18 protein-coding genes are annotated in these 17,186 nt (G+C 69.5%); 8 read left to right on the forward strand and 10 right to left on the reverse strand.

The genetic code is table 11. From position 1 onward, the window contains the following. Positions 1 to 21: 21 nt before the first annotated feature. Genes ACZ6DT_RS26485 through ACZ6DT_RS26500 form a run of 4 tightly spaced genes read right to left on the reverse strand, consistent with a single transcriptional unit; the run spans position 22 to position 3,759 of the window. Positions 22 to 849 (reverse strand): enoyl-CoA hydratase family protein, encoded by an 828-nt coding sequence (locus ACZ6DT_RS26485; RefSeq protein WP_465599959.1) that lies wholly within the window; start codon positions 847 to 849, stop codon positions 22 to 24. Continuing rightward, positions 846 to 1,538 carry an SDR family NAD(P)-dependent oxidoreductase gene (locus ACZ6DT_RS26490; protein ID WP_465599961.1) on the reverse strand — a complete coding sequence of 231 codons (693 nt, stop codon included), beginning with the start codon at positions 1,536 to 1,538 and terminating at the stop codon, positions 846 to 848. The genes ACZ6DT_RS26485 and ACZ6DT_RS26490 overlap by 4 nt, the downstream gene beginning before the upstream one ends. Continuing rightward, positions 1,535 to 3,037, reverse strand: coding sequence for a benzoate-CoA ligase family protein (locus ACZ6DT_RS26495; protein WP_465599963.1), 1,503 nt, complete (start codon positions 3,035 to 3,037; stop codon positions 1,535 to 1,537). The genes ACZ6DT_RS26490 and ACZ6DT_RS26495 overlap by 4 nt, the downstream gene beginning before the upstream one ends. After that, positions 3,034 to 3,759 carry a creatininase family protein gene (locus ACZ6DT_RS26500; protein ID WP_465599965.1) on the reverse strand — a complete coding sequence of 242 codons (726 nt, stop codon included), beginning with the start codon at positions 3,757 to 3,759 and terminating at the stop codon, positions 3,034 to 3,036. The genes ACZ6DT_RS26495 and ACZ6DT_RS26500 overlap by 4 nt, the downstream gene beginning before the upstream one ends. Positions 3,760 to 3,807: 48 nt before the next feature. Between ACZ6DT_RS26500 and ACZ6DT_RS26505 the strand changes: the two genes are divergently transcribed. The 4 genes from ACZ6DT_RS26505 to ACZ6DT_RS26520 all read left to right on the forward strand — a co-directional run bounded on the left by ACZ6DT_RS26505 (position 3,808) and on the right by ACZ6DT_RS26520 (position 7,828). After that, positions 3,808 to 4,629: a PaaX family transcriptional regulator gene (locus tag ACZ6DT_RS26505; RefSeq protein ID WP_465599967.1), complete on the forward strand. Its 822-nt coding sequence runs from the start codon at positions 3,808 to 3,810 to the stop codon at positions 4,627 to 4,629. Further along, complete coding sequence (locus ACZ6DT_RS26510) at positions 4,626 to 5,408, forward strand: tryptophan 2,3-dioxygenase (protein ID WP_465599969.1); 783 nt, start codon at positions 4,626 to 4,628, stop codon at positions 5,406 to 5,408. The genes ACZ6DT_RS26505 and ACZ6DT_RS26510 overlap by 4 nt, the downstream gene beginning before the upstream one ends. Further along, entirely contained in the window at positions 5,405 to 6,598 is a 1,194-nt protein-coding gene (locus ACZ6DT_RS26515; protein ID WP_465599971.1) for a kynureninase, read from the forward strand. Before ACZ6DT_RS26510 ends, ACZ6DT_RS26515 begins: the two co-directional genes overlap by 4 nt. Positions 6,599 to 6,757: 159 nt before the next feature. Further along, positions 6,758 to 7,828: a Glu/Leu/Phe/Val family dehydrogenase gene (locus ACZ6DT_RS26520; protein WP_465599973.1), complete on the forward strand. Its 1,071-nt coding sequence runs from the start codon at positions 6,758 to 6,760 to the stop codon at positions 7,826 to 7,828. Positions 7,829 to 8,049: 221 nt separating this feature from the next. Here ACZ6DT_RS26520 and ACZ6DT_RS26525 read toward each other — a convergent pair whose 3' ends face one another. Continuing rightward, the gene (locus ACZ6DT_RS26525; protein ID WP_076164687.1) at positions 8,050 to 8,238 is read right to left on the reverse strand and encodes a DUF5302 domain-containing protein; all 189 of its coding nucleotides are present in this window, start codon (positions 8,236 to 8,238) and stop codon (positions 8,050 to 8,052) included. Between the two features lie 268 nt (positions 8,239 to 8,506). Then, positions 8,507 to 9,376 (reverse strand): alpha/beta fold hydrolase, encoded by an 870-nt coding sequence (locus tag ACZ6DT_RS26530; protein ID WP_465599975.1) that lies wholly within the window; start codon positions 9,374 to 9,376, stop codon positions 8,507 to 8,509. Positions 9,377 to 9,438: 62 nt separating this feature from the next. On the opposite strand from ACZ6DT_RS26530, the gene ACZ6DT_RS26535 reads away from it, so the two are divergent. Continuing rightward, the gene (locus ACZ6DT_RS26535) at positions 9,439 to 10,176 is read left to right on the forward strand and encodes a TetR/AcrR family transcriptional regulator (protein WP_465599977.1); all 738 of its coding nucleotides are present in this window, start codon (positions 9,439 to 9,441) and stop codon (positions 10,174 to 10,176) included. Between the two features lie 170 nt (positions 10,177 to 10,346). Here the strand turns inward: ACZ6DT_RS26535 and ACZ6DT_RS26540 are convergent, their stop codons facing one another. Beyond that, the gene (locus ACZ6DT_RS26540) at positions 10,347 to 10,982 is read right to left on the reverse strand and encodes a TetR/AcrR family transcriptional regulator (protein WP_465599979.1); all 636 of its coding nucleotides are present in this window, start codon (positions 10,980 to 10,982) and stop codon (positions 10,347 to 10,349) included. A 225-nt stretch (positions 10,983 to 11,207) separates the two neighbouring features. Beyond that, complete coding sequence (locus tag ACZ6DT_RS26545) at positions 11,208 to 12,545, reverse strand: sensor histidine kinase (protein WP_465599981.1); 1,338 nt, start codon at positions 12,543 to 12,545, stop codon at positions 11,208 to 11,210. A 77-nt stretch (positions 12,546 to 12,622) separates the two neighbouring features. On the opposite strand from ACZ6DT_RS26545, the gene ACZ6DT_RS26550 reads away from it, so the two are divergent. The 3 genes from ACZ6DT_RS26550 to ACZ6DT_RS26560 are packed head-to-tail and all read left to right on the forward strand — an operon-like array spanning position 12,623 to position 14,906. Further along, positions 12,623 to 13,138 (forward strand): P-loop NTPase family protein, encoded by a 516-nt coding sequence (locus ACZ6DT_RS26550; RefSeq protein WP_465599983.1) that lies wholly within the window; start codon positions 12,623 to 12,625, stop codon positions 13,136 to 13,138. Further along, the gene (locus ACZ6DT_RS26555; protein ID WP_465599985.1) at positions 13,135 to 13,794 is read left to right on the forward strand and encodes an ATP-binding cassette domain-containing protein; all 660 of its coding nucleotides are present in this window, start codon (positions 13,135 to 13,137) and stop codon (positions 13,792 to 13,794) included. Before ACZ6DT_RS26550 ends, ACZ6DT_RS26555 begins: the two co-directional genes overlap by 4 nt. A gap of 8 nt (positions 13,795 to 13,802) precedes the next feature. Further along, positions 13,803 to 14,906 carry an FtsX-like permease family protein gene (locus tag ACZ6DT_RS26560; RefSeq protein ID WP_465599987.1) on the forward strand — a complete coding sequence of 368 codons (1,104 nt, stop codon included), beginning with the start codon at positions 13,803 to 13,805 and terminating at the stop codon, positions 14,904 to 14,906. Here ACZ6DT_RS26560 and ACZ6DT_RS26565 read toward each other — a convergent pair. After that, positions 14,903 to 15,604 carry a response regulator transcription factor gene (locus ACZ6DT_RS26565; protein ID WP_465599989.1) on the reverse strand — a complete coding sequence of 234 codons (702 nt, stop codon included), beginning with the start codon at positions 15,602 to 15,604 and terminating at the stop codon, positions 14,903 to 14,905. The two genes, ACZ6DT_RS26560 and ACZ6DT_RS26565, sit on opposite strands and share 4 nt — an antisense overlap. 76 nt (positions 15,605 to 15,680) lie before the next feature. Beyond that, the gene (locus ACZ6DT_RS26570; RefSeq protein WP_465599991.1) at positions 15,681 to 17,153 is read right to left on the reverse strand and encodes an apolipoprotein N-acyltransferase; all 1,473 of its coding nucleotides are present in this window, start codon (positions 17,151 to 17,153) and stop codon (positions 15,681 to 15,683) included. Positions 17,154 to 17,186 lie beyond the last annotated feature (33 nt).

The raw sequence follows: 17,186 nt of genomic DNA on the forward strand, positions 1-17,186 counted from the left end.
CCCCTCACGGGACGGAGAAGCTCACCGCCCGGTCCATTGAGGCGAACGCCCGGCCGTCCAGGCCGCATAGAACTCCCCATGGTCCTTCGCCGTCATCAGCAGGGCCTGCGTGATCGCCTCGAGTTCGATCGAACTCCCCAGGTCCATGTCGAGTTCGCGGGTCAACAAGACCTTCGTCGTGCTGTAAGCCAACGCCGGTCCGTCGGCGAGACGCCGGGCCAATGCGGAGGCCTCGGAAGCGAGCGAAGTGTCGGGAACGACCTTGGAAGCCAGGCCGATCGCCTCCGCGCGAGCCGCGTCGATCTTGTCGCCCAGCATCAGCAGTTCCGTCGCGCGGCCCAGGCCGACGAGCCTCGGCAGCAGGTACGCCGAGCCCATGTCCGCGCCGGCCAGGCCGACTTTCGTGAACAGGAAGGCGAATTTCGCCGACGACGCCATGAGCCGGAAGTCGCTCGCCAGCGCGATCACCGAACCCGCGCCAGCCGCGATGCCGTTCACCGCGGCGATCACCGGGATGGGGCACTCCCGCAGCGCTTTCACCACCGCGCCGGTCATGCGGGTGAATTCCAGCAGTTCCGCGGTCTCCATTTTCTGCAGTTCGCCGATGATCTCTTCGACGTCGCCGCCGGAGCAGAAGCCGCGTCCCCGGCCGGTGACGACCAGCACCCGGACGTCGCCGCGGTGCGGCAACTCGGCCAGCAGGTCGCGCAGGTCCGCGTAGGCGTCGAAGGTGAGCGCGTTCAGTTTTTCGGGGCGGTCCAAGGTGACCGTGGCGACGCCGTCGTCCACGGTGAACTCGAAGTGCTCCCAGTCCGTCGTGATCGGCGGCGTGGCGCGGAACGGGCTCATGACTGGATCCCACCTCCATCGAGGACGAGTGTCTGTCCGTTGATCGCGGCGGCTTCGGGCGCCGCGAAGAAGGTCACCGTGTGGGCGACCTCGTCGGGTTCGAGCAGGCGGCCGAGCGGGGACGCGGCGGCGAGGGCGGCTTCCGCGTCGGCTTCGTCACGGCCGGTCCGTTCCTGGATCCGGGCCACGGAGGCGGCCGTCATCTCCGTGCGCACGAAGGCCGGGCAGACCGCGTTCGCGGTGACGCCGGTGCCCGCCACTTCCGCGGCGGTGGCCCGCATGAGGCCGACGGCGGCGTGCTTCGACGCGGTGTATCCGGCCGTGTAGCGGTAGCCGATATGCGACGCGGTCGAGGCGACGGTGACGATCCGGCCGGTGTCGCGCGACCGCATACCGGGCAAAACCGCCCGTGTGCACAGGAAAGCACCGGTCGCGTTGACCTCGAACTGGCTCCGCCACTGCTCCAGCGACGTCTTCGCCAGCGGGGCGCTCGCCGAGATCCCGGCGTTGTTCACCAGCACGTCCACCGGGCCGAGGCCGTCGAAGTACCGTGTGACGGCGTCTTCGTCGGTGACGTCGCAGTCGGCCCGGCCGGGCGCGTGCACCTTGTCGCCGGCGGCCCGGAATCGGGCGGCGATGGCCGCGCCGATCCCGCGTGTCCCGCCGGTGACGACGACGATCCTGCTCACTCTTCCTCCACCCGGCGCAACGCGCGCCGATCGATTTTTCCGTTGGCCGTGCGGGGAAGTCGGGTCACGAAGACCACCTCGCGCGGATACTTGTGCTTCGCCAGATGCCCCCGTGCGTGGTCCTTCAGTTCGTCGGCGGTCACGGAAGCGCCTTCCGCCAGGACGACGCACGCTCGCGGGACGACCAGGCCGTCGACGGTCATGCCCAGCACCGCGCAGTCGACGACGGCGGGATGACCGATGAGACAGTCTTCGATCTCGCTCGGCGCGACGAACACGCCGGACACCTTCAGCAGGTCGTCGGCGCGGCCGTGGTGGTGGAAGTACCCGTCGGTGTCGCGGCTGAACAGATCGCCGGTGCGCAGGGTGTCGCCGTCGAACGTCCGCGCGGTCTTCTCCGCGTCGCCGTAGTACTCGCGCGCGATGGTCGGGCCGGTCACCTCCAGGGTGCCGATCTCCCCATCCGGTAAAGGATCGCCGCTCTCGTCGAGGACACGAGCGGTGTAACCGGGAACCTCACGGCCGAGGCTGCCGACGCGCTGCGCGCCGGGCACATTGGACAGATAGATGTGATACGCCTCCGACGAGCCGATCCCGTCGATCACCGGGACACCGAACACGTTGTCCCACTTGCGATGCAACTCCGACGGCAGTGCCTCACCCGCCGACGTCGCGAGCCGTAGCGAACTCATGTCCACAGTAGACGATTTCGGATGGGCGATCATCGCGCTCATCATGGTCGGCACGTTGACCAGGATCGTCGGCCGGTAGCGCTCGATCAGCGAAAACAGCAGTTCGGCGGTGCTGCGTTCCGGGAACACGATTCCGGACGCGCCGACGCCGAACGGGAACAACGCGGTCAGATCCCGCGCGTAGCCGAAGAAGAGCTTCGGCACGGCCAGAACGCGGTCGTCTTCGCGGAGGCCGAGCACGCCGAGCGCGTACCGGTCGAAGCTCTCCAGCGCGCTGCGCGCCGGGTGCACGCACGCTTTGGGTGAACCGGTGCTGCCGGTGGTGAACTTCCAGATCGCGACCTCGTCCGAAGTGGTCGGCGCGGCCTCCAGTTCGGCGGAGGCCGACGCGACCAGCGAGTCGAACGAGTGCTCACCGGGCCGCACCTCCACGTCGCCGATCACCAGCAGGTTCCGTGCTCCGGCTTCGCGCAGCGCGGGCAACGTCGAGCCGTCCGCGATGACGACGACGGCCTCGGTGTAGTCCAGGTAGTACGCGTAATCCTTCGGCTGGAGGAAGGAGTAGACCTCGGCGGTGACGGCGCCGATCTTCTGCGCCGCGTACCAGACGGCCACGAACTCGACGCTGTCGTTCAGTGCCAGCAGGACCCGGTGTCCACTTCGGACACCGAGGTCTCGCAGCACGTTCCCGGCGCGGTTCACCAGTGCCGCCAGTTCCGCGTACGTGACCTCTTCGTCGCCGCACAGCAACGCCGTCCGCGCACCGGGAAGGCGGTCCACGAAATGGGTCGCCAGGTTGAAGGTCATACCAGCTCCCGGATCGCTTCGACCAGGATGTCGGTGAGCACCGAGAAGGTCTCCTCACCTTCTTCGGCGCTCGCCTGGGCGGGGGTGCCGCAGTACGCCTCGGTCATCCCGGCCGAGGCGAAGTCCGTGACCCCGTCGCGCGCCAGGTCGACGTGGACCGCGGGCAGTGCGCGCTGGATGGCGGCGTCGACGAGGTCCGGCCGGTCGGCGAGCACCAGCGACGTCTCGTACCGCCCGGCATGGCACTCGCCCGAGCGGAACTCGTCGGTGAGCCGGGTGGCGTACCGGCGGCGGACCAGGTCGACGAAGCCCACGCCGTCGGCCTCCGCCACGCGCCGCAGCACGGCCAGATGCGCCGGTTCGAAATGGTTGTTGACCAGCAGGATCCGGGAGAAACCCTGCTCGGCGAGCGCCTCGCGGATCTCGGTCAGCAGCGCGTACAGGGTTTCTTCGCCGATCGAGATGCCGCCCGCGAACCCGGCCGCGAACCGGGTCACGCCATAGGGCACCTCGGGCAGGATCAGCACGTGGAGGCCGGGGTCACCCGCCAGTCGTGCGGCGGCGCGCTCGCACATCCCCCGCGAGATCAGGGGATCGGTGCCCAGCGGTGCGTGCGGTCCGTGTGGTTCGACGGCACCCACCGGCAGCAGCAACACGGGAACGCGCGCATCGGACGCGAGTGCGGCCACCTGAGGCGAGCTCAACTCCGCGAAGTACGTCACCCGAATCAAGCTACACCGCAGCCGCCTGAGGTGTATAGAGTTGCGCGTATGCCCGAATCGGTCACACCGCACGGTGAGCCAGGTCCCCAGGAACTGGTCATGACCCTGCTCGGCACCTACGTGTCGCCGCGTGAGAGCCGCCGTGTCTGGTCCGGCGGTCTGGTCGCCGTGCTCGCCGGACTCGGTTTCTCCGACGGCGCCGCGCGGATCGCGCTGGCCAGGCTCGTCCGCCGCGACCTGCTCGCGAGACACAAGGCGGGCAGGCTCACCCACTACTCGCTGACCCGCCGCACGATCGCGCTCCTGGAGGACGGCGACCGCCGGATCTTCTCCCTCGGCAGACGCGAACGCGAGGCCGGGGAGTGGACCGTGCTGTGGCAGAGCATCCCCGAAAGCCGCCGTCAAGCCCGCGAACGGCTGGTGCGCCGTCTGCGCTTCCTCGGTTTCGGGCCGGTGCAGGACGGCACCTGGATCGCTCCGCACGACCGCGAGGCCGAGGTGCTCGCCCTGCTGGCCGAACTGGACGTCTCCGATCACGCCGGGTTGATGCTCGGAAAACCGTCGGCGGGCCTCGACGTCCGGCGGTTCGCCGGCCGGGCGTGGAACCTCGACGGCCTCGCCGCGCGGTACGACGCGTTCGTCCGGGATTTCAGCGGGTACTCGGAGAACCTGCCCGACGCGGAAGCGTTCGCCGTCCGGACCTGGCTGACGCACACGTTCCGCGCCTTCCCGTCGCTCGATCCGGAACTCCCGGTCGAGCTGGTACCCGCGCCGCCGAGCCGGGCGGCCGCGGTCGACCTGTTCCACGATCTTTACCAGGCATTGGCCCCGCCCGCGCAACGCCATTTCGATGAGGTGACAGAAAAATGAACGACACTCAGGCCGCATTGGGTTACACGTCCTACCTTTCGCTGGACGAATTGCTGGACGCGCAGCATCCCCGCTCCGACGAACACGACGAGTTGCTCTTCATTGTTATCCACCAAGTGTATGAACTTTGGTTCAAACAAGTTCTCCACGAGGCGCTTTACCTGCAGGAGCAGCTCGAGGCGGGTAACACCGCTCACTCCGTCCGCACACTGAGGCGGATCCTGACTATCTTCAAGGTGGTGGTCGCGCAGATAGATGTGCTGGAGACGATGACTCCGAGCCAGTTCACCGGTTTCCGTGCGCGACTCGACGCTTCGAGCGGGTTCCAGTCGGCTCAATTCCGCGTTCTGGAGGCCGTTCTCGGCCGCCGGGACGAGCGGGTGTTCGCACATTACCCCGAAGGCGGTGAACAACGCGCCCAGATCTCCGACGCGATGTCACGGCCGTCGCTCTTCGATTCCTTCGTCGCCTACCTCGCGGTGAAGGAATACGACGTCCCGACCGGGCGCGATTTCACCAAGCCACTCGAACCCTCTCCGGCGCTCCAAGAGGTTCTGTTGCGGGTCTACCGCGATGACACCGGGCCGTCCGTCGTGGCGGAGCACCTGGTCGATCTGGACGAAGGGATGCAGGAGTGGCGGTATCGGCACGTGAAGATGGTCGAGCGCACCATCGGAGACAAGACCGGGACGGGGGGTTCGTCGGGCGCGCACTATCTGCGTTCGACGCTTTTCTCCCCGATGTTCCCGGACCTCTGGGCGGTGCGGAGCAGGCTTTGACGAACCTTGACGAACTCCGCCGCGACCCCAACGCGCTCGCGGCGCACTACACGGAATTCGGTGTGGCGGACCGGATCCTGTTGACCGGACACTCGCATCAGGCCTGGCCGGACGTCGCGCGGGAGGGCCTTCTCGAGGCCTTCGCCGACACGGCCGAAGAGGTCGACACGAAGTGGGACCGGGCGTTCGCGAAGGCCGACGAGATGCGGGCCGGGTTCCGGGCGCTGCTCGGTGACCCGCACGGCGCCATCGCGCTCGGCGCCAGCACCCACGATCTGGTGATCCGGTTCCTTTCGGCGATGGATCTCCCGCGCCGTCCGCGGCTGGTCACCACCGACGGGGAGTTCCACACGCTGCGCCGTCAGCTGGCAAGGCTGGCCGAGGAAGGCGTCGAGGTCGTCCGCGTCCCCTCGACGCCGGTCAACTCGCTTGCCGAACGCGTCGCGGCCGAGGTCACCGAAGACACCGCCGCCGTACTCGTCTCGGCCGTGCTGTTCGAGACCTCCCGGCTCGTGCCGGGCCTCGCGCATCTCGCCGACGTCTGTCTTTCGAAGTCGGTGAACCTCGTCGTCGACGCCTACCACGCGCTCGGCGTCGTCCCGTTCCCACTGCACGACCTCGGCCTCACCAACGCCTGGGTCCTCGGCGGCGGCTACAAGTATCTCCAGCTCGGTGAGGGCAACTGTTTCCTGCGGATGCCCGCGCACGCGCAGGAACTGCGGCCGGTCGTCACCGGCTGGTACGCCGAGTTCGGCGCGCTCGCGGACGAGCGCCGGTCCGGCCAGGTCGCCTACGCCTCCGGATCGGACCGGTTCGCCGGAGCGACCTACGACCCGACGAGCCACTACCGGGGCGCTCGCGTCTTCCGGTTCTTCGCCGAGCAAGGGCTCACGCCCGAGTTCCTGCGGGAGGTCTCGCGGCACCAGGTCGGCTTCCTCGCCGACGGCTTCGACAAGCTCGGGCTGCGCGAAAACGTCATCACGCGTGACCGCGAGACACCGCTGGACCGGATCGGCGGCTTCCTGTCGCTGAAGTGCGCCGACGCCGGCGCCCTGCGGGCCGCCCTCGCCGAACGCGGCGTCCGGACCGACAGCCGCGGCCAGTACCTGAGGTTCGGACCGGCTCCGTACTTGTCCGATCGTCAGCTCGACTCCGCGCTCCACATCCTCCAAGAGGTCGTCGACGGCTGAGCCGGCTCGTCCCCGGTTTGGCGAACGGACCGGGGCGATCTAGGTTTGCGATGTGGCACCGTCGCCGCCGGACGACCTTCGTCGGGGATTGTGCCTTGTTGCAGGAACTTCGCACGTGAGCCACGAGCAGCGTGCACTCCAGGACAAGGAGTCACCACAGTGACCGAAGTGTTCGGCCAGGGTACCGGCCATGAACAGGTCGTCTTCTGCCAAGACCAAGCCACCGGCCTGAAGGCCATCATCGGGATCTACTCGACGGCGCTCGGACCGTCGCTGGGCGGGACCCGGTTCTACCCCTACGAGACCGAGGAAGCCGCACTCGCGGACGTCCTCGCTCTTTCGAAGGGGATGGCCTACAAGAACGCGCTCGCCGGGCTCGACCTCGGCGGCGGCAAGGCCGTCATCATCGGCGACCCCCAGAAGCACAAGACCGAAGCGCTGCTTCGCGCCTTCGGCCGGTTCGTCCAGTCGCTGGGCGGCCGCTACATCACCGCCTGCGACGTCGGCACCTACGTGCAGGACATGGACATCGTCGCCCGCGAATCGGAGTTCGTCACGGGCCGCTCGCCGGAGAACGGCGGCGCCGGCGACTCCTCGGTGCTCACCGCCTTCGGCACCTACCAGGGCATGCGCGCCTCCGCGGACGCCGTCTGGGGCGTCCCGGACCTCGCGGGCCGCAAGGTCGGCGTCGCCGGGGTCGGCAAGGTCGGGCACATCCTGGTCGGGCATCTGATCGAGGCGGGCGCGCAGGTGGTCATCACCGACGTCTCGCCCGCCGCGATCGAACGCACCCGCGCGGCGTACCCCGGGGTCGAGGTCGTCGAAGACCTCGACACGCTGATCCGCACCGAACTCGACGTCTTCGCGCCGTGCGCGCTGGGCGGGGTGCTCACCGACGAGACCGTCGGTGAGCTGCGGTCCAAGATCGTCTGCGGCGCGGCCAACAACCAGCTCGCGCACCCGGGCATCGGCAAGGAACTCGATGACCGCGGGATCCTCTTCGCGCCGGACTACCTGGTCAACGCCGGTGGCGTGATCCAGGTCGACGACGAGCGGCGCGGCTTCGACTTCGCGCGGGCCAAGCGCAAGACGACGGCCATCTTCGACACCACCAAGGCGGTGTTCGCGCTGGCCAAGGCCGACGGGGTCCCGCCGGCGACGGCGGCCGACAGGCTGGCCGAGCGCCGGATGGCCGAGGTCGGCGGACTGCGGTCGATCCTGACGGTGTAGCTCTCGCGTCCCGTAACGCCATGAACGGTCCTTTACTTGCAAATTTCGCAAGTAAAGGACCGTTCATGGCATTGGGAGACTCGGCCGCGGGGTGCCGGAGATGGCCGGTATGCCGCGGTGTGCGTGTCGAGCCGAGGGTCGCGAAAGCCACTTTCGGGACACCAGGTGTCCCGAAAGTGGCTTTCGCGTCAGGTCCGTCCGGCGCGCGGACGTGCCGGGGCTCAGCCGCTCTTGCGACGGAAGGTGCGCTTGTTCGCGGCCGGGCCGTGGGCGTGCAGGTTCTTGCCGCCGGCGTTCTCGTGTGCCGAGCCGGAGCGGGCCTGGGCCTGCTTGCGCTCCAGGGCCTCGCGGAACTTGCGCTTGGTGTCGTCCTCTTCGCCATCCGCTGGGGACGGTGCCGGTTCAGTCATTACTACCTCCGAGGTGACGACATGTGACGTTCTCACCCTGTCAGGAACCATCCGGATTGGCGAGTCGATTTACCTCACCTGGGCGGCGTGGCGGAGTTGACCGGGCGGCTGAGGAGACCCGAGTGCTTCGGCTTCCCGTTCGGTGGTGTCTCCGTCGTCGTCGCGGGTCCGGTTCGGCGGCCCAGGCGACTCCGCGTCACCGGGCATCCGTCCGCGTGAACGGGGTTCCCTACGCCTCCACCGGACTTCTTGACGGAATACTGACCCCTCAGGCCTTCCGCGCGTGCGCGATGATCGCGTCGGCGATCGCGGGCCACAGCTGCCGCGGCAGTTCGTGCCCCATCCCGGGGAACAGCAGCAGTTCGGCGTCCGGGATCGCTTCCGCGGTCGCCTTCCCGCCGCTGACGTTGATCAGCGGATCGCTCTCGCCGTGGATGACGAGCGTCGGGACGCGGACCTCGCGCAGCTTCGCCGTGCGGTCACCCGAAGCGACGACGGCGGCGGCCTGCCGCAACGCGCCCGCGGGGTGGTCGGCCCGGTCGTGGTTGCGGGTGGCCTTCATCCGCAGGAATTCGTCGTCGGACGGATGCCCGGGCGAGCCCACGAGCTTGAACCATGCGACGCCGTCCTCGATCGCCTGCTCCCGGGTGGCGGCGGGCGGCCGCGTCAGCCCGGCGAGCGCGGCGGGCTCCGGATGCCCCACCGAGGGATCCCCGGTGGTCGACATGATCGAGGTGAGGCTGAGCAACCGCTCCGGCGCGTCGATCGCGAGCTGCTGCACGATCATCCCGCCCATCGAGGCGCCGACGACGTGCGCCCGCCCGAATCCGAGCGCGTCGAACAGCCCGGTGACGTCGGCGGCGAGATCGGACAGCAGGTACGGCGCGGAGGACAGGTCGCCCGCGGCGAGGGCGGCGAGATCGGGCGTGGGGAGATCGTCCAGATAGGACGAGAGGCCGATGTCACGGTTGTCGAACCGGACGACATGGAACCCGCCCTCGGCGAGCAGTTCGCCGAAGCCGACCTCCCAGGTCACCATCTGGGCGCCGAGTCCCATCACCAGGACGAGCGGCGGATCCGCGGGGGAGCCGAAGGTGTCGTATTCGAGTTCGAGACCGTTCACGCGCGCGCGGGGCATGGGCACGATCCTGCCGGACGCCCCCGCCGTCCGACCAGCCGAAGGCGGATACGGTAGCCCGCATGTCGACTTTCTCCGAAGACGCGGGATCCCGGCCGAGGTCGCGCGCGGCTTCCGGACGGCCGGCGGTCACCAAGGACCGGATCGTCGACGCCGCGCTGGAGCTTTCGGCCGAGTCCGGCCTGGAGAACTGGACGCTGCGGCAGCTCGCGGCCGCCGTCGACGCCTACCCCGCGGTGGTCTACCACCACGTCGGCGACCGCGACACCGTCGTCGTCGCGGTGCTGGACCGGGTGGTCGGCGAACTGACCTTGCCCGACGAGACGTGGGCGTGGCGGGACTGGTTCGACGAGTTCCTGCCGACCGTGCGGAAGGTGCTGCGCCGCTATCCCGGTTCGGCGCGGCGGCTCGCCTTGTTCGGGCCGTCGGTCGCCGCCGCCGTGCCGACCATGAACACCGGCATCGGCCGTCTGCTCGCCGCAGGCTTCGGCACCGAGGCGCCGTTCGCCTACAACCTGCTCCTCGCCACCGCCTGCCAGTTCGTCGCGATGGAGGACGACCGCGAGAGCGCGATGGCGCTCCAGCTCGACCGGTCCGAGGGCTACGCGGCGTACCGCACCCGCGCGGATCTGCCGGGAATGGCGGCGCTGGGCGAGTCGATCGCGGCGCTGGTCGCGGATCCCGACCTCGCGGCCGGTTACTACGAACGGCTCTACGGTTACGCCGTGCAGTGCTGCCTCGACGGGCTCGAACAGCGGCTCACTCAGTTGAACGCTCTCGGAAGTTTGACAGAGCCGTGACAGGGAATCGGCGTAGTGTGGAGGGATACCGGTGCTCGTCACCGGTCCCGAAGCCCCTGGCACCCACCTCCCCCTCGAGGTGCCGGGGGCTTCTTCAAGCGCTGTCCTGCAAGTCGTGTCCGCGGTCGCCTGGATCACGAAGCCCATCGAACAGACTTACCGGACAACGCCTATCCGTGCCGCGGGGCGGCGCGCTGGATCTCGGGGAAGACCTCACCGACCAGCGTGACCAGTGACTTGCTGAGCAGCGTGTGCACCTGCGCGCGGTCGAGCGAACCGCGGACGAGCCATTCGCGGCCCGCCGCCTTGACCATCCCGCCGAACGCGCGGACCAGCGCGTTCAGCTCCTGCCCGTGCTCGCTCTCGCGGGAGAGGCCGACGGCTTCGAGCACCCGGTCCGCCGATTCGCGATCGGCCTCTTCGAGGATCCGTTCGACCTCGAGGTCCCGGCCGATGCCTTCCGGCGCGATCGCGGCCAGCCACATCTTCCCCTGGCTGGTGACCATGTCCAGGAACCAGTCGATGGCGACGTCGGCGCGCAGTTCGAGCGGGCCGTCCGGCAGGATCTCGACGGCGAGCCTCGGCACGGTCAGCGCCCGGCGGATGATCTCCAGATAGAGCTCGCGTTTGGTACCGAAGTAGTGGTTGATCAGCCCCCTGGCGACCCCGGCTTCCGCCGCGATGTCCGAAGTGGACACTTCCGAGTAGGGGCGGTCCGCGAAAAGGCGGGCCGCGCAGGCGAAGATCTGCTCCTTGCGTTCGTCCGGTTCCAGTCTCCGCCATCTCGGCGCCGGCTCGGTGGTCATGCGGTCAATCTTCCCACGATCGATTCAGCCCGGCCGGACAGCGGCTCGTTCGCTGTGACATGAAAAAGCAAAGTGTCAGTTAATCCGCTGTGTACCGTCTGTTGGCCCGTTGGTCTTTACCGTCTTCATTCAGGTGGCATGCCGTGCGCGCTGTCGGGGCGCGTTTGCCTCCTACCGGCCCGGCCTGGCGAGTAACCCCCCCTAGCTCGCCAGGCCCGGGCCTTCTTACTGCGACGGGCGTTCGGCGGGCAAGAGCAGCGTGAACGTCGTCGGCGACGGACTCGTCAGTCGCAGCCGCCCGCCCTCCGCCTCGGCCAGGCTCCGCGCCAGCCGCAGCCCGATCCCGTGGCCTTCGCGCTCTTCGGACCGTTCCCCGGTCACGAACGGATCGTGACCGTCCGCGATCGTGCCCTCGTCGCGCACGTCGATGGCCAGCGCGTCCCCGGCGTCGCGGGCGAGGACGGTGACGGTGCCGCGTCCGTGCGTCGCCGCGTTGTCCAGCAGCACGGCGAGCACCTGCCGTACGGCCGCGTCCGCCGCCCGCGCCGGCAGGGCCTCGCGTCCGCTGATCCGCAGCGCGCGGCCGTGTCCGGCGAGCAGGCCGTGCCAGGTCTGGCGGACCTCTTCGAAGAGTTTGCCCAGGTCGAGCAGCGCACGCGGCGCCCTGGTCTGTTTGGCCAGCGCCAGCAGGTCGTCGATGGTGCGTTCCAGCCGGTCGGCCGACGCGATGCCGTCGCGGATCGTCGCGTAGGGGTCGCGATCGGGGCTCTCCAGCGCCGCCTCCAGTTGCAGCCGCAGCCCGGTCAACGGCGTCCGCAGCTGGTGCGAGGCGTCGGAGGAAAAGGTCCGCTCGCGTTCCAGCGTCTCGCCGATCCGCTCGGACGTGACGTCGAGTGCTTCGGCGACCTGATCGATCTCGTGAACCCCTGTCCGGCGCGCGCGAACGGTGAAGTCGCCCTCGCCGAGGCGTTCGGCGGTGGCGGCCAGATCCTCCAGCGGCCGCGCCAGCCGGGTGGCGATCCGGCGCCCGATCAGCCAGCTCGCCCCGATCGCGACACCGGCGAGCGCGACCATCTTCAACCAGGTGAGCCGGATCCGGGCGTCCAGTTCCGACCGGGGATGGGCGGCGCGGACCACCCCGACGAGCGACGGTCCGCTGAGCACGGGAACGGCCAGGACCACCTCGTCTTCGCGCGTCCCCGTCGCCATGTCGGTGTAATGCGCGTCGCGGACGAACCGGTCTTCGGTGTCAGGCCCGTTGCCGGCCAGGAGCCTGCCGGTCGGGGTGTACACCGCGACCCTGATCCCGCGGATGCGGCCTTCTTCCGCTTTGACCGGTCTCAGTTCCGGGACCCGGCCGTTGGCCAGGTCGCCGGTCACGCCGAGGACGACGGTGTCGGCGACCCGTTCGAGGTCGTGGGTCGAGTTGCCCTCGTGGAACTTGGCGACCGCGATGGCCAGCGGCGCTCCGAACAGGGTGATCGCCAGCACCGCGGCCAGCACGGTGAGGGTGACGATCCGGCGGCGCACGGACAGAGTGTGGCCGACGAGGACGAGGATCACCCACCCGGCGCGATATTTTGCCGTCCGTTGACCTGAGATCAAGGCGATGTTGACCCCCTTCGCTTTACCTTGGGGCCATGCGCCGACGTGCCGCCGTCCTGGCAGGCCCGGGGCCCGGATCCGTCCCCCTCGTCCGGTTCGCCGTCCCGGGCGAGTGTGTGGCCGTGCTGCCCGCCGGAAGTGGCGACACCCCCACCGGTTCTCCCGGTGTCGGAGTGCTGCTCAGGCGCGGGAACCTCTTCGGTCATCTCACCGTCGGGCAGAACGTCGTGCTGGCAGGCAGGCTGGCCGGCCGCCGTTCCCTCCGCCAGGCCGACGACCTGCTCGAACTGGTCGGCCTCGCCGGCCGTGGTGACACCTATCCGGGCACGCTGTCGCCGCTGGAAGGCGCGCGGGCCGGAGTCGCCGTCGCACTGGCCGGAGCGCCCGAGGTCGTCGTCGCCGACGAACCGGCTGGCGAACTCGACGTGCTCGCCGCGCTCGAACTCATGGATCTGCTGTGCGCCGTCGCGGCCCGCGGGACGGCCGTCGTCGTGGCGACCCGCGACCATCAGATCGCAGCGGCCGCGCACCGGATCGTGAGAGTGGCGTGACGCCGCCACTGGTCCGCACCGACGAGCTGGCGCACACCTACGGTTCCGGCTTGACCGCGGTGGTCGCCGTGCACGGCGTCACCTGCGTGCTCTGCGAAGAGACCCGCGCGGTGGTGACCGGCAGGGCCGGGGCCGGGAAGACCACGTTGCTGCACCTGCTCGCCGGGATGAAGAAACCGACGGCGGGCACCGTCGAGTGGCCCGCGTTCGAACCGTCACCGCCGGGGCCCGACCTGATCGGGCTGGTGCTGCAGGACGGCGGACTGCTGCGCGATCTCGACGTCCGGCTCAACGTCGCCCTGCCGCTGGTCCTCGCGGGCCGCACCGGCACCGCGGTCCGCGATGCCGTCGACGGCGCGCTGGAGCTCGTGGGCCTCGCCGGCTTCGCCAAGAAGGCGCCTCGCGACCTGACCGGTGAGCAGATCCGGCTCGCCATCCTGGCCAGGGCGCTCGCGCCCGCGCCGAAACTCATCCTCGCCGACGACCCGGCGGGCTGGCTGGACCAGCGCGAGGGGGAGCGGCTGCTCGGCAGGCTCGTGCAGGCCGCGGACCGGCTGGCCGCCGGACTGCTGGTGGCCACGGCCGAACCGGCCCCGGCCGGGCTGTTCGGCGAACAGTGGGCGATGGTCGACGGGAAGCTGGTGCGGGACCGATGATGGCGGCGATGGCGTTGTGGGTCGGCGGGATCGCGCGCGTGCGCCCCGCCAGGCTCGGCGTGCCCGCGGCCGGTGTCGCGATCGTGACCACGTTGCTCGCCGTGCACGGCTGGACCTGGGAACCGGCGCCGGCTTGGGTGCCCGCGACGGTGCTCGTGGTGTTGCTGGCCGCCCCTTCGGAACGCTCGCTGCGGGCGGATCACGACCTCCTGCGCGCCCGCGGCGCGACCGGTGGCCAGGTGCTCGCGCTGGCCTCGGCCGAAGCCGCGGTCGCCGGGCTGACCGGTGGCCTCGCCGGTCTCGTGGTGCCACTGGGCGGTGGCTTCCTGACCGCGTCCGGCTTACGGCTCGGCTGGGAAATCGTTCTCTTGCTGTTCGCCGGTGTGGTCGTGGCGGCCCTCGCCCTGCTGCCCCCGGTGCTGCGCGAGTGGTACTTCGTGCCCGCCGACGACGGGCCGCCCTGGTGGTCGCCCTACGGCCTCGACTTCGTCCTGCTCGCGCTCGGCTTCGTCTGGCCGCTGTTCGGCTGGGCGGGCGGCACGATGCTGTTGTGGCGGCTGATCGAACTGGGGCTGCGCAAGGGCAAACGCGTGATCGGCGGGGTGCTCAGGCCACTCGTCTCGGGGCTCGCGGGTGTGCTCGCCCTGTCCATTTCGTGGCGGAGCGCGTTGCTGGCGCGGTCGGTGACGCTGGTCGCGCTGGCGGTGGCGTTCGCGATCTCGTCCGCTTTCACCAAGGACGGCTGTAACGCGGCCAAGGTGGACCTGGTCGCGTCCCTGATCCTCGCGGCCGCCGCGGCGGGACCGTCGTTCGGGGCGGCGCTCAACGAACGCCGTCGTGACCTGCTGATCGTGAGCACACTCGGCGCGAAACGCCGTCAAGTGGCGGCGTTCATCGCGGGGGACGCCCTGGTCGTCGGCGGCGGTGGCCTGATCGCCGGGCATCTGCTGGGGGTGCTGTTCGTGCTCGTCGCGCAGGTGGAGAGAACGCCTTCACCGCATGGGTACTTCGGGATGCTGGCGGCGGTGGTGATCGTTTCGTGCGTGGCGGCGTCGGCGCGGATCGCGCAACTCGCCGCCCGCGACGAGGTCTCCGACCTGCGCGACTACTAGGTCTCGAAGGGCTGTTCGAGCCGGTACCCGTGGCCGCGCAACGTCGAGATCCGCGGCGCCTGCTCGGGAGTGGGCGCCGACTCGGTCAGTTTCCGGCGCAGCGCGGCGATGTGGACGTCCAGGGTCTTCGTGGAGCCGTACCAGTGCGCGTCCCACACCTCCGACATCAGGGTGTCCCGGCTGACCGCGACGCCCGGCTGCTCGGCCAGCCGGGCGAGCAGGTCGAACTCCTTGGCCCGCAACGAGATCTCCCGTCCGCCGACACTGACCCGCCGTCCGGCGGTGTCCACCCGCAGATGGCCGACGGCGATCGCGGGCCTGCTCTCCGGCGGGGCCGTCCCGCGCCGCAGATGCGCTCGTACCCTGGCGAGCAGTTCACCGAGGCGGATCGGTTTGGTGAGGTAGTCGTCGGCGCCGGCCTCCAGGCCCACGACGACGTCCATCTCCTCCTGCCGGGCGGTCAGGATGACCAGGACGGCGCCGGGCAGTTCCGCCCGCAGCCGTCGGCAGACCTCGACCCCGTCCAGATCCGGCAGGCCGAGGTCGAGCAGGACGAAGTCGATATCGCCCTCCGCCGCGGCCGCGAGCGCCGTGCGGCCGTCGCGCTGCCAGGAAACCTCGTAGCCGTGCAGACGGAGCGTCGATTCGAGGACGCCGCCGATCGCGTCGTCGTCTTCGACCACCAGCAGTTTCGGCATGCGGGGCAGCTTAACCGTTGAACACTGTTCTTTTCGGCTTGGACGTTACGAACGCCACCTCTTCCGTAACAGGGCGCTAACGGTTCCTTCGATATGTCCATAAAGGACAGAGCGCGGCGGCCGCGAGGCACAGCCAGGCGAACACGTCACCGACACGGCCGTACACGGTCTGTGTTCTCGGCTGCACCGGAAGATCCGCGACGAGCGTCTGCTGATCCGTGCGGTAGTAGTCGGCGTGCCCGAGTACGCGCCCTTGGCCGTCCACAGCTGTGGAATTCCCGTGGGTGGAGTGCCGGAAGAGCGCGTAGCCGTTCTCCACCGCGCGGAAAGTGGCCTTTTCCGCGTGCAGCGAGCCGAATCCCTGCCAGTCGTTGGCGGGGACGAACATCAGCGAGGTCTCCTTGTCCGCGGCCTGGCGCATCAGGCCGGGGAAGTCCGCGTCGTAACAGATGACCGTCGCGAGCCGTCCGTACGGCGAATCCGCGGTGGGGACGGTGCCAGGACCGGGAGTCATCGGTTCCATCGGCGTCGGATGCGTCTTGTCGTAGGTCCACGACACCTCGCCGGCCGGTCCGACGAGCACGGCCACATTGCGGATGTAAGGCGCCTGCGACGTGTAGAGCGCGTACGCGAGGCCGACGTGGATCCCCGCTTGGTTCGCTTCGGCGCCGACCCGGCTCAGCAGCGCCGCCTGGTCGCGTTCCAGCACCCTGGCGTGCGTTTCCGGCCAGAGCACGATCTTCGCCCCCGCCGACGCCTGCTGCCGCGTCCTGGTCACGAGATCCTCGGTGACCGGCGCGAAGGCGGCGCCGACCGCGACCGGATCCGCCCCGCGCACTTCCTGTGCCCGCCAATACTTCACGCCGATCCGCTCCAATGCGTCGGAACTCGACCGGTCGGCCTCGGCCGAGGGAGAGATCCCCGCGATCCGCACCGTCTTCGTCGTGGGAGCGTCGAACAGCAACCGCGCTCCACCGGCGGCGAACACCAGGCCGAGCAGGCAAACGTGGACGAGGACCGTGCGCTTGGCCCGCGGCCACCCGTCCGCCCAAACGGTGTTCACCACCGAGGCGAACCAGGCCAGGACGAAGGTGAGGCCGTACACGCCGGTCACGGACGCCGTCTGGAGCAGCGGCAGATTCCCGGACTGGGTGCTGCCGAGCGCGCCGAAATCCCCGAATCCGGTGATCACCGTGAAGAGGTACTCGCCCGCGACGAGCGTCACCGGGAACACCAGTGTCCTTATCGGGCCGGCGCGGTCGGCGAGCAGGCGGTCGGCCACGAACGCCGTCGTCTGCAACACCGCCAGCAGGGTGAACGCGAGCAGTGCGGAGAGCACGAACAGCAGACTGGTGACGCCGAGCCAGAAGAGTTGCCCGATCAGCAGGGACAAGCCCACCATCAGGATCGCGCGCCGGAGGGGGACCAGGCGGGCGTAGCGGAGAAGGAAGATCGGGAACGCCCATGCCGCGAGCGGAACGTTCCAGTCGGTGTGGACGGCGAGCAGGAGCAACGCTGTGCCCAGCCACCAGAGCAGCCGTGGTTTCATGCCGCGAACGGTAGAAGGCCACGGCCGCCCGGA

This window comes from Amycolatopsis sp. NPDC041971 (assembly GCF_055588925.1).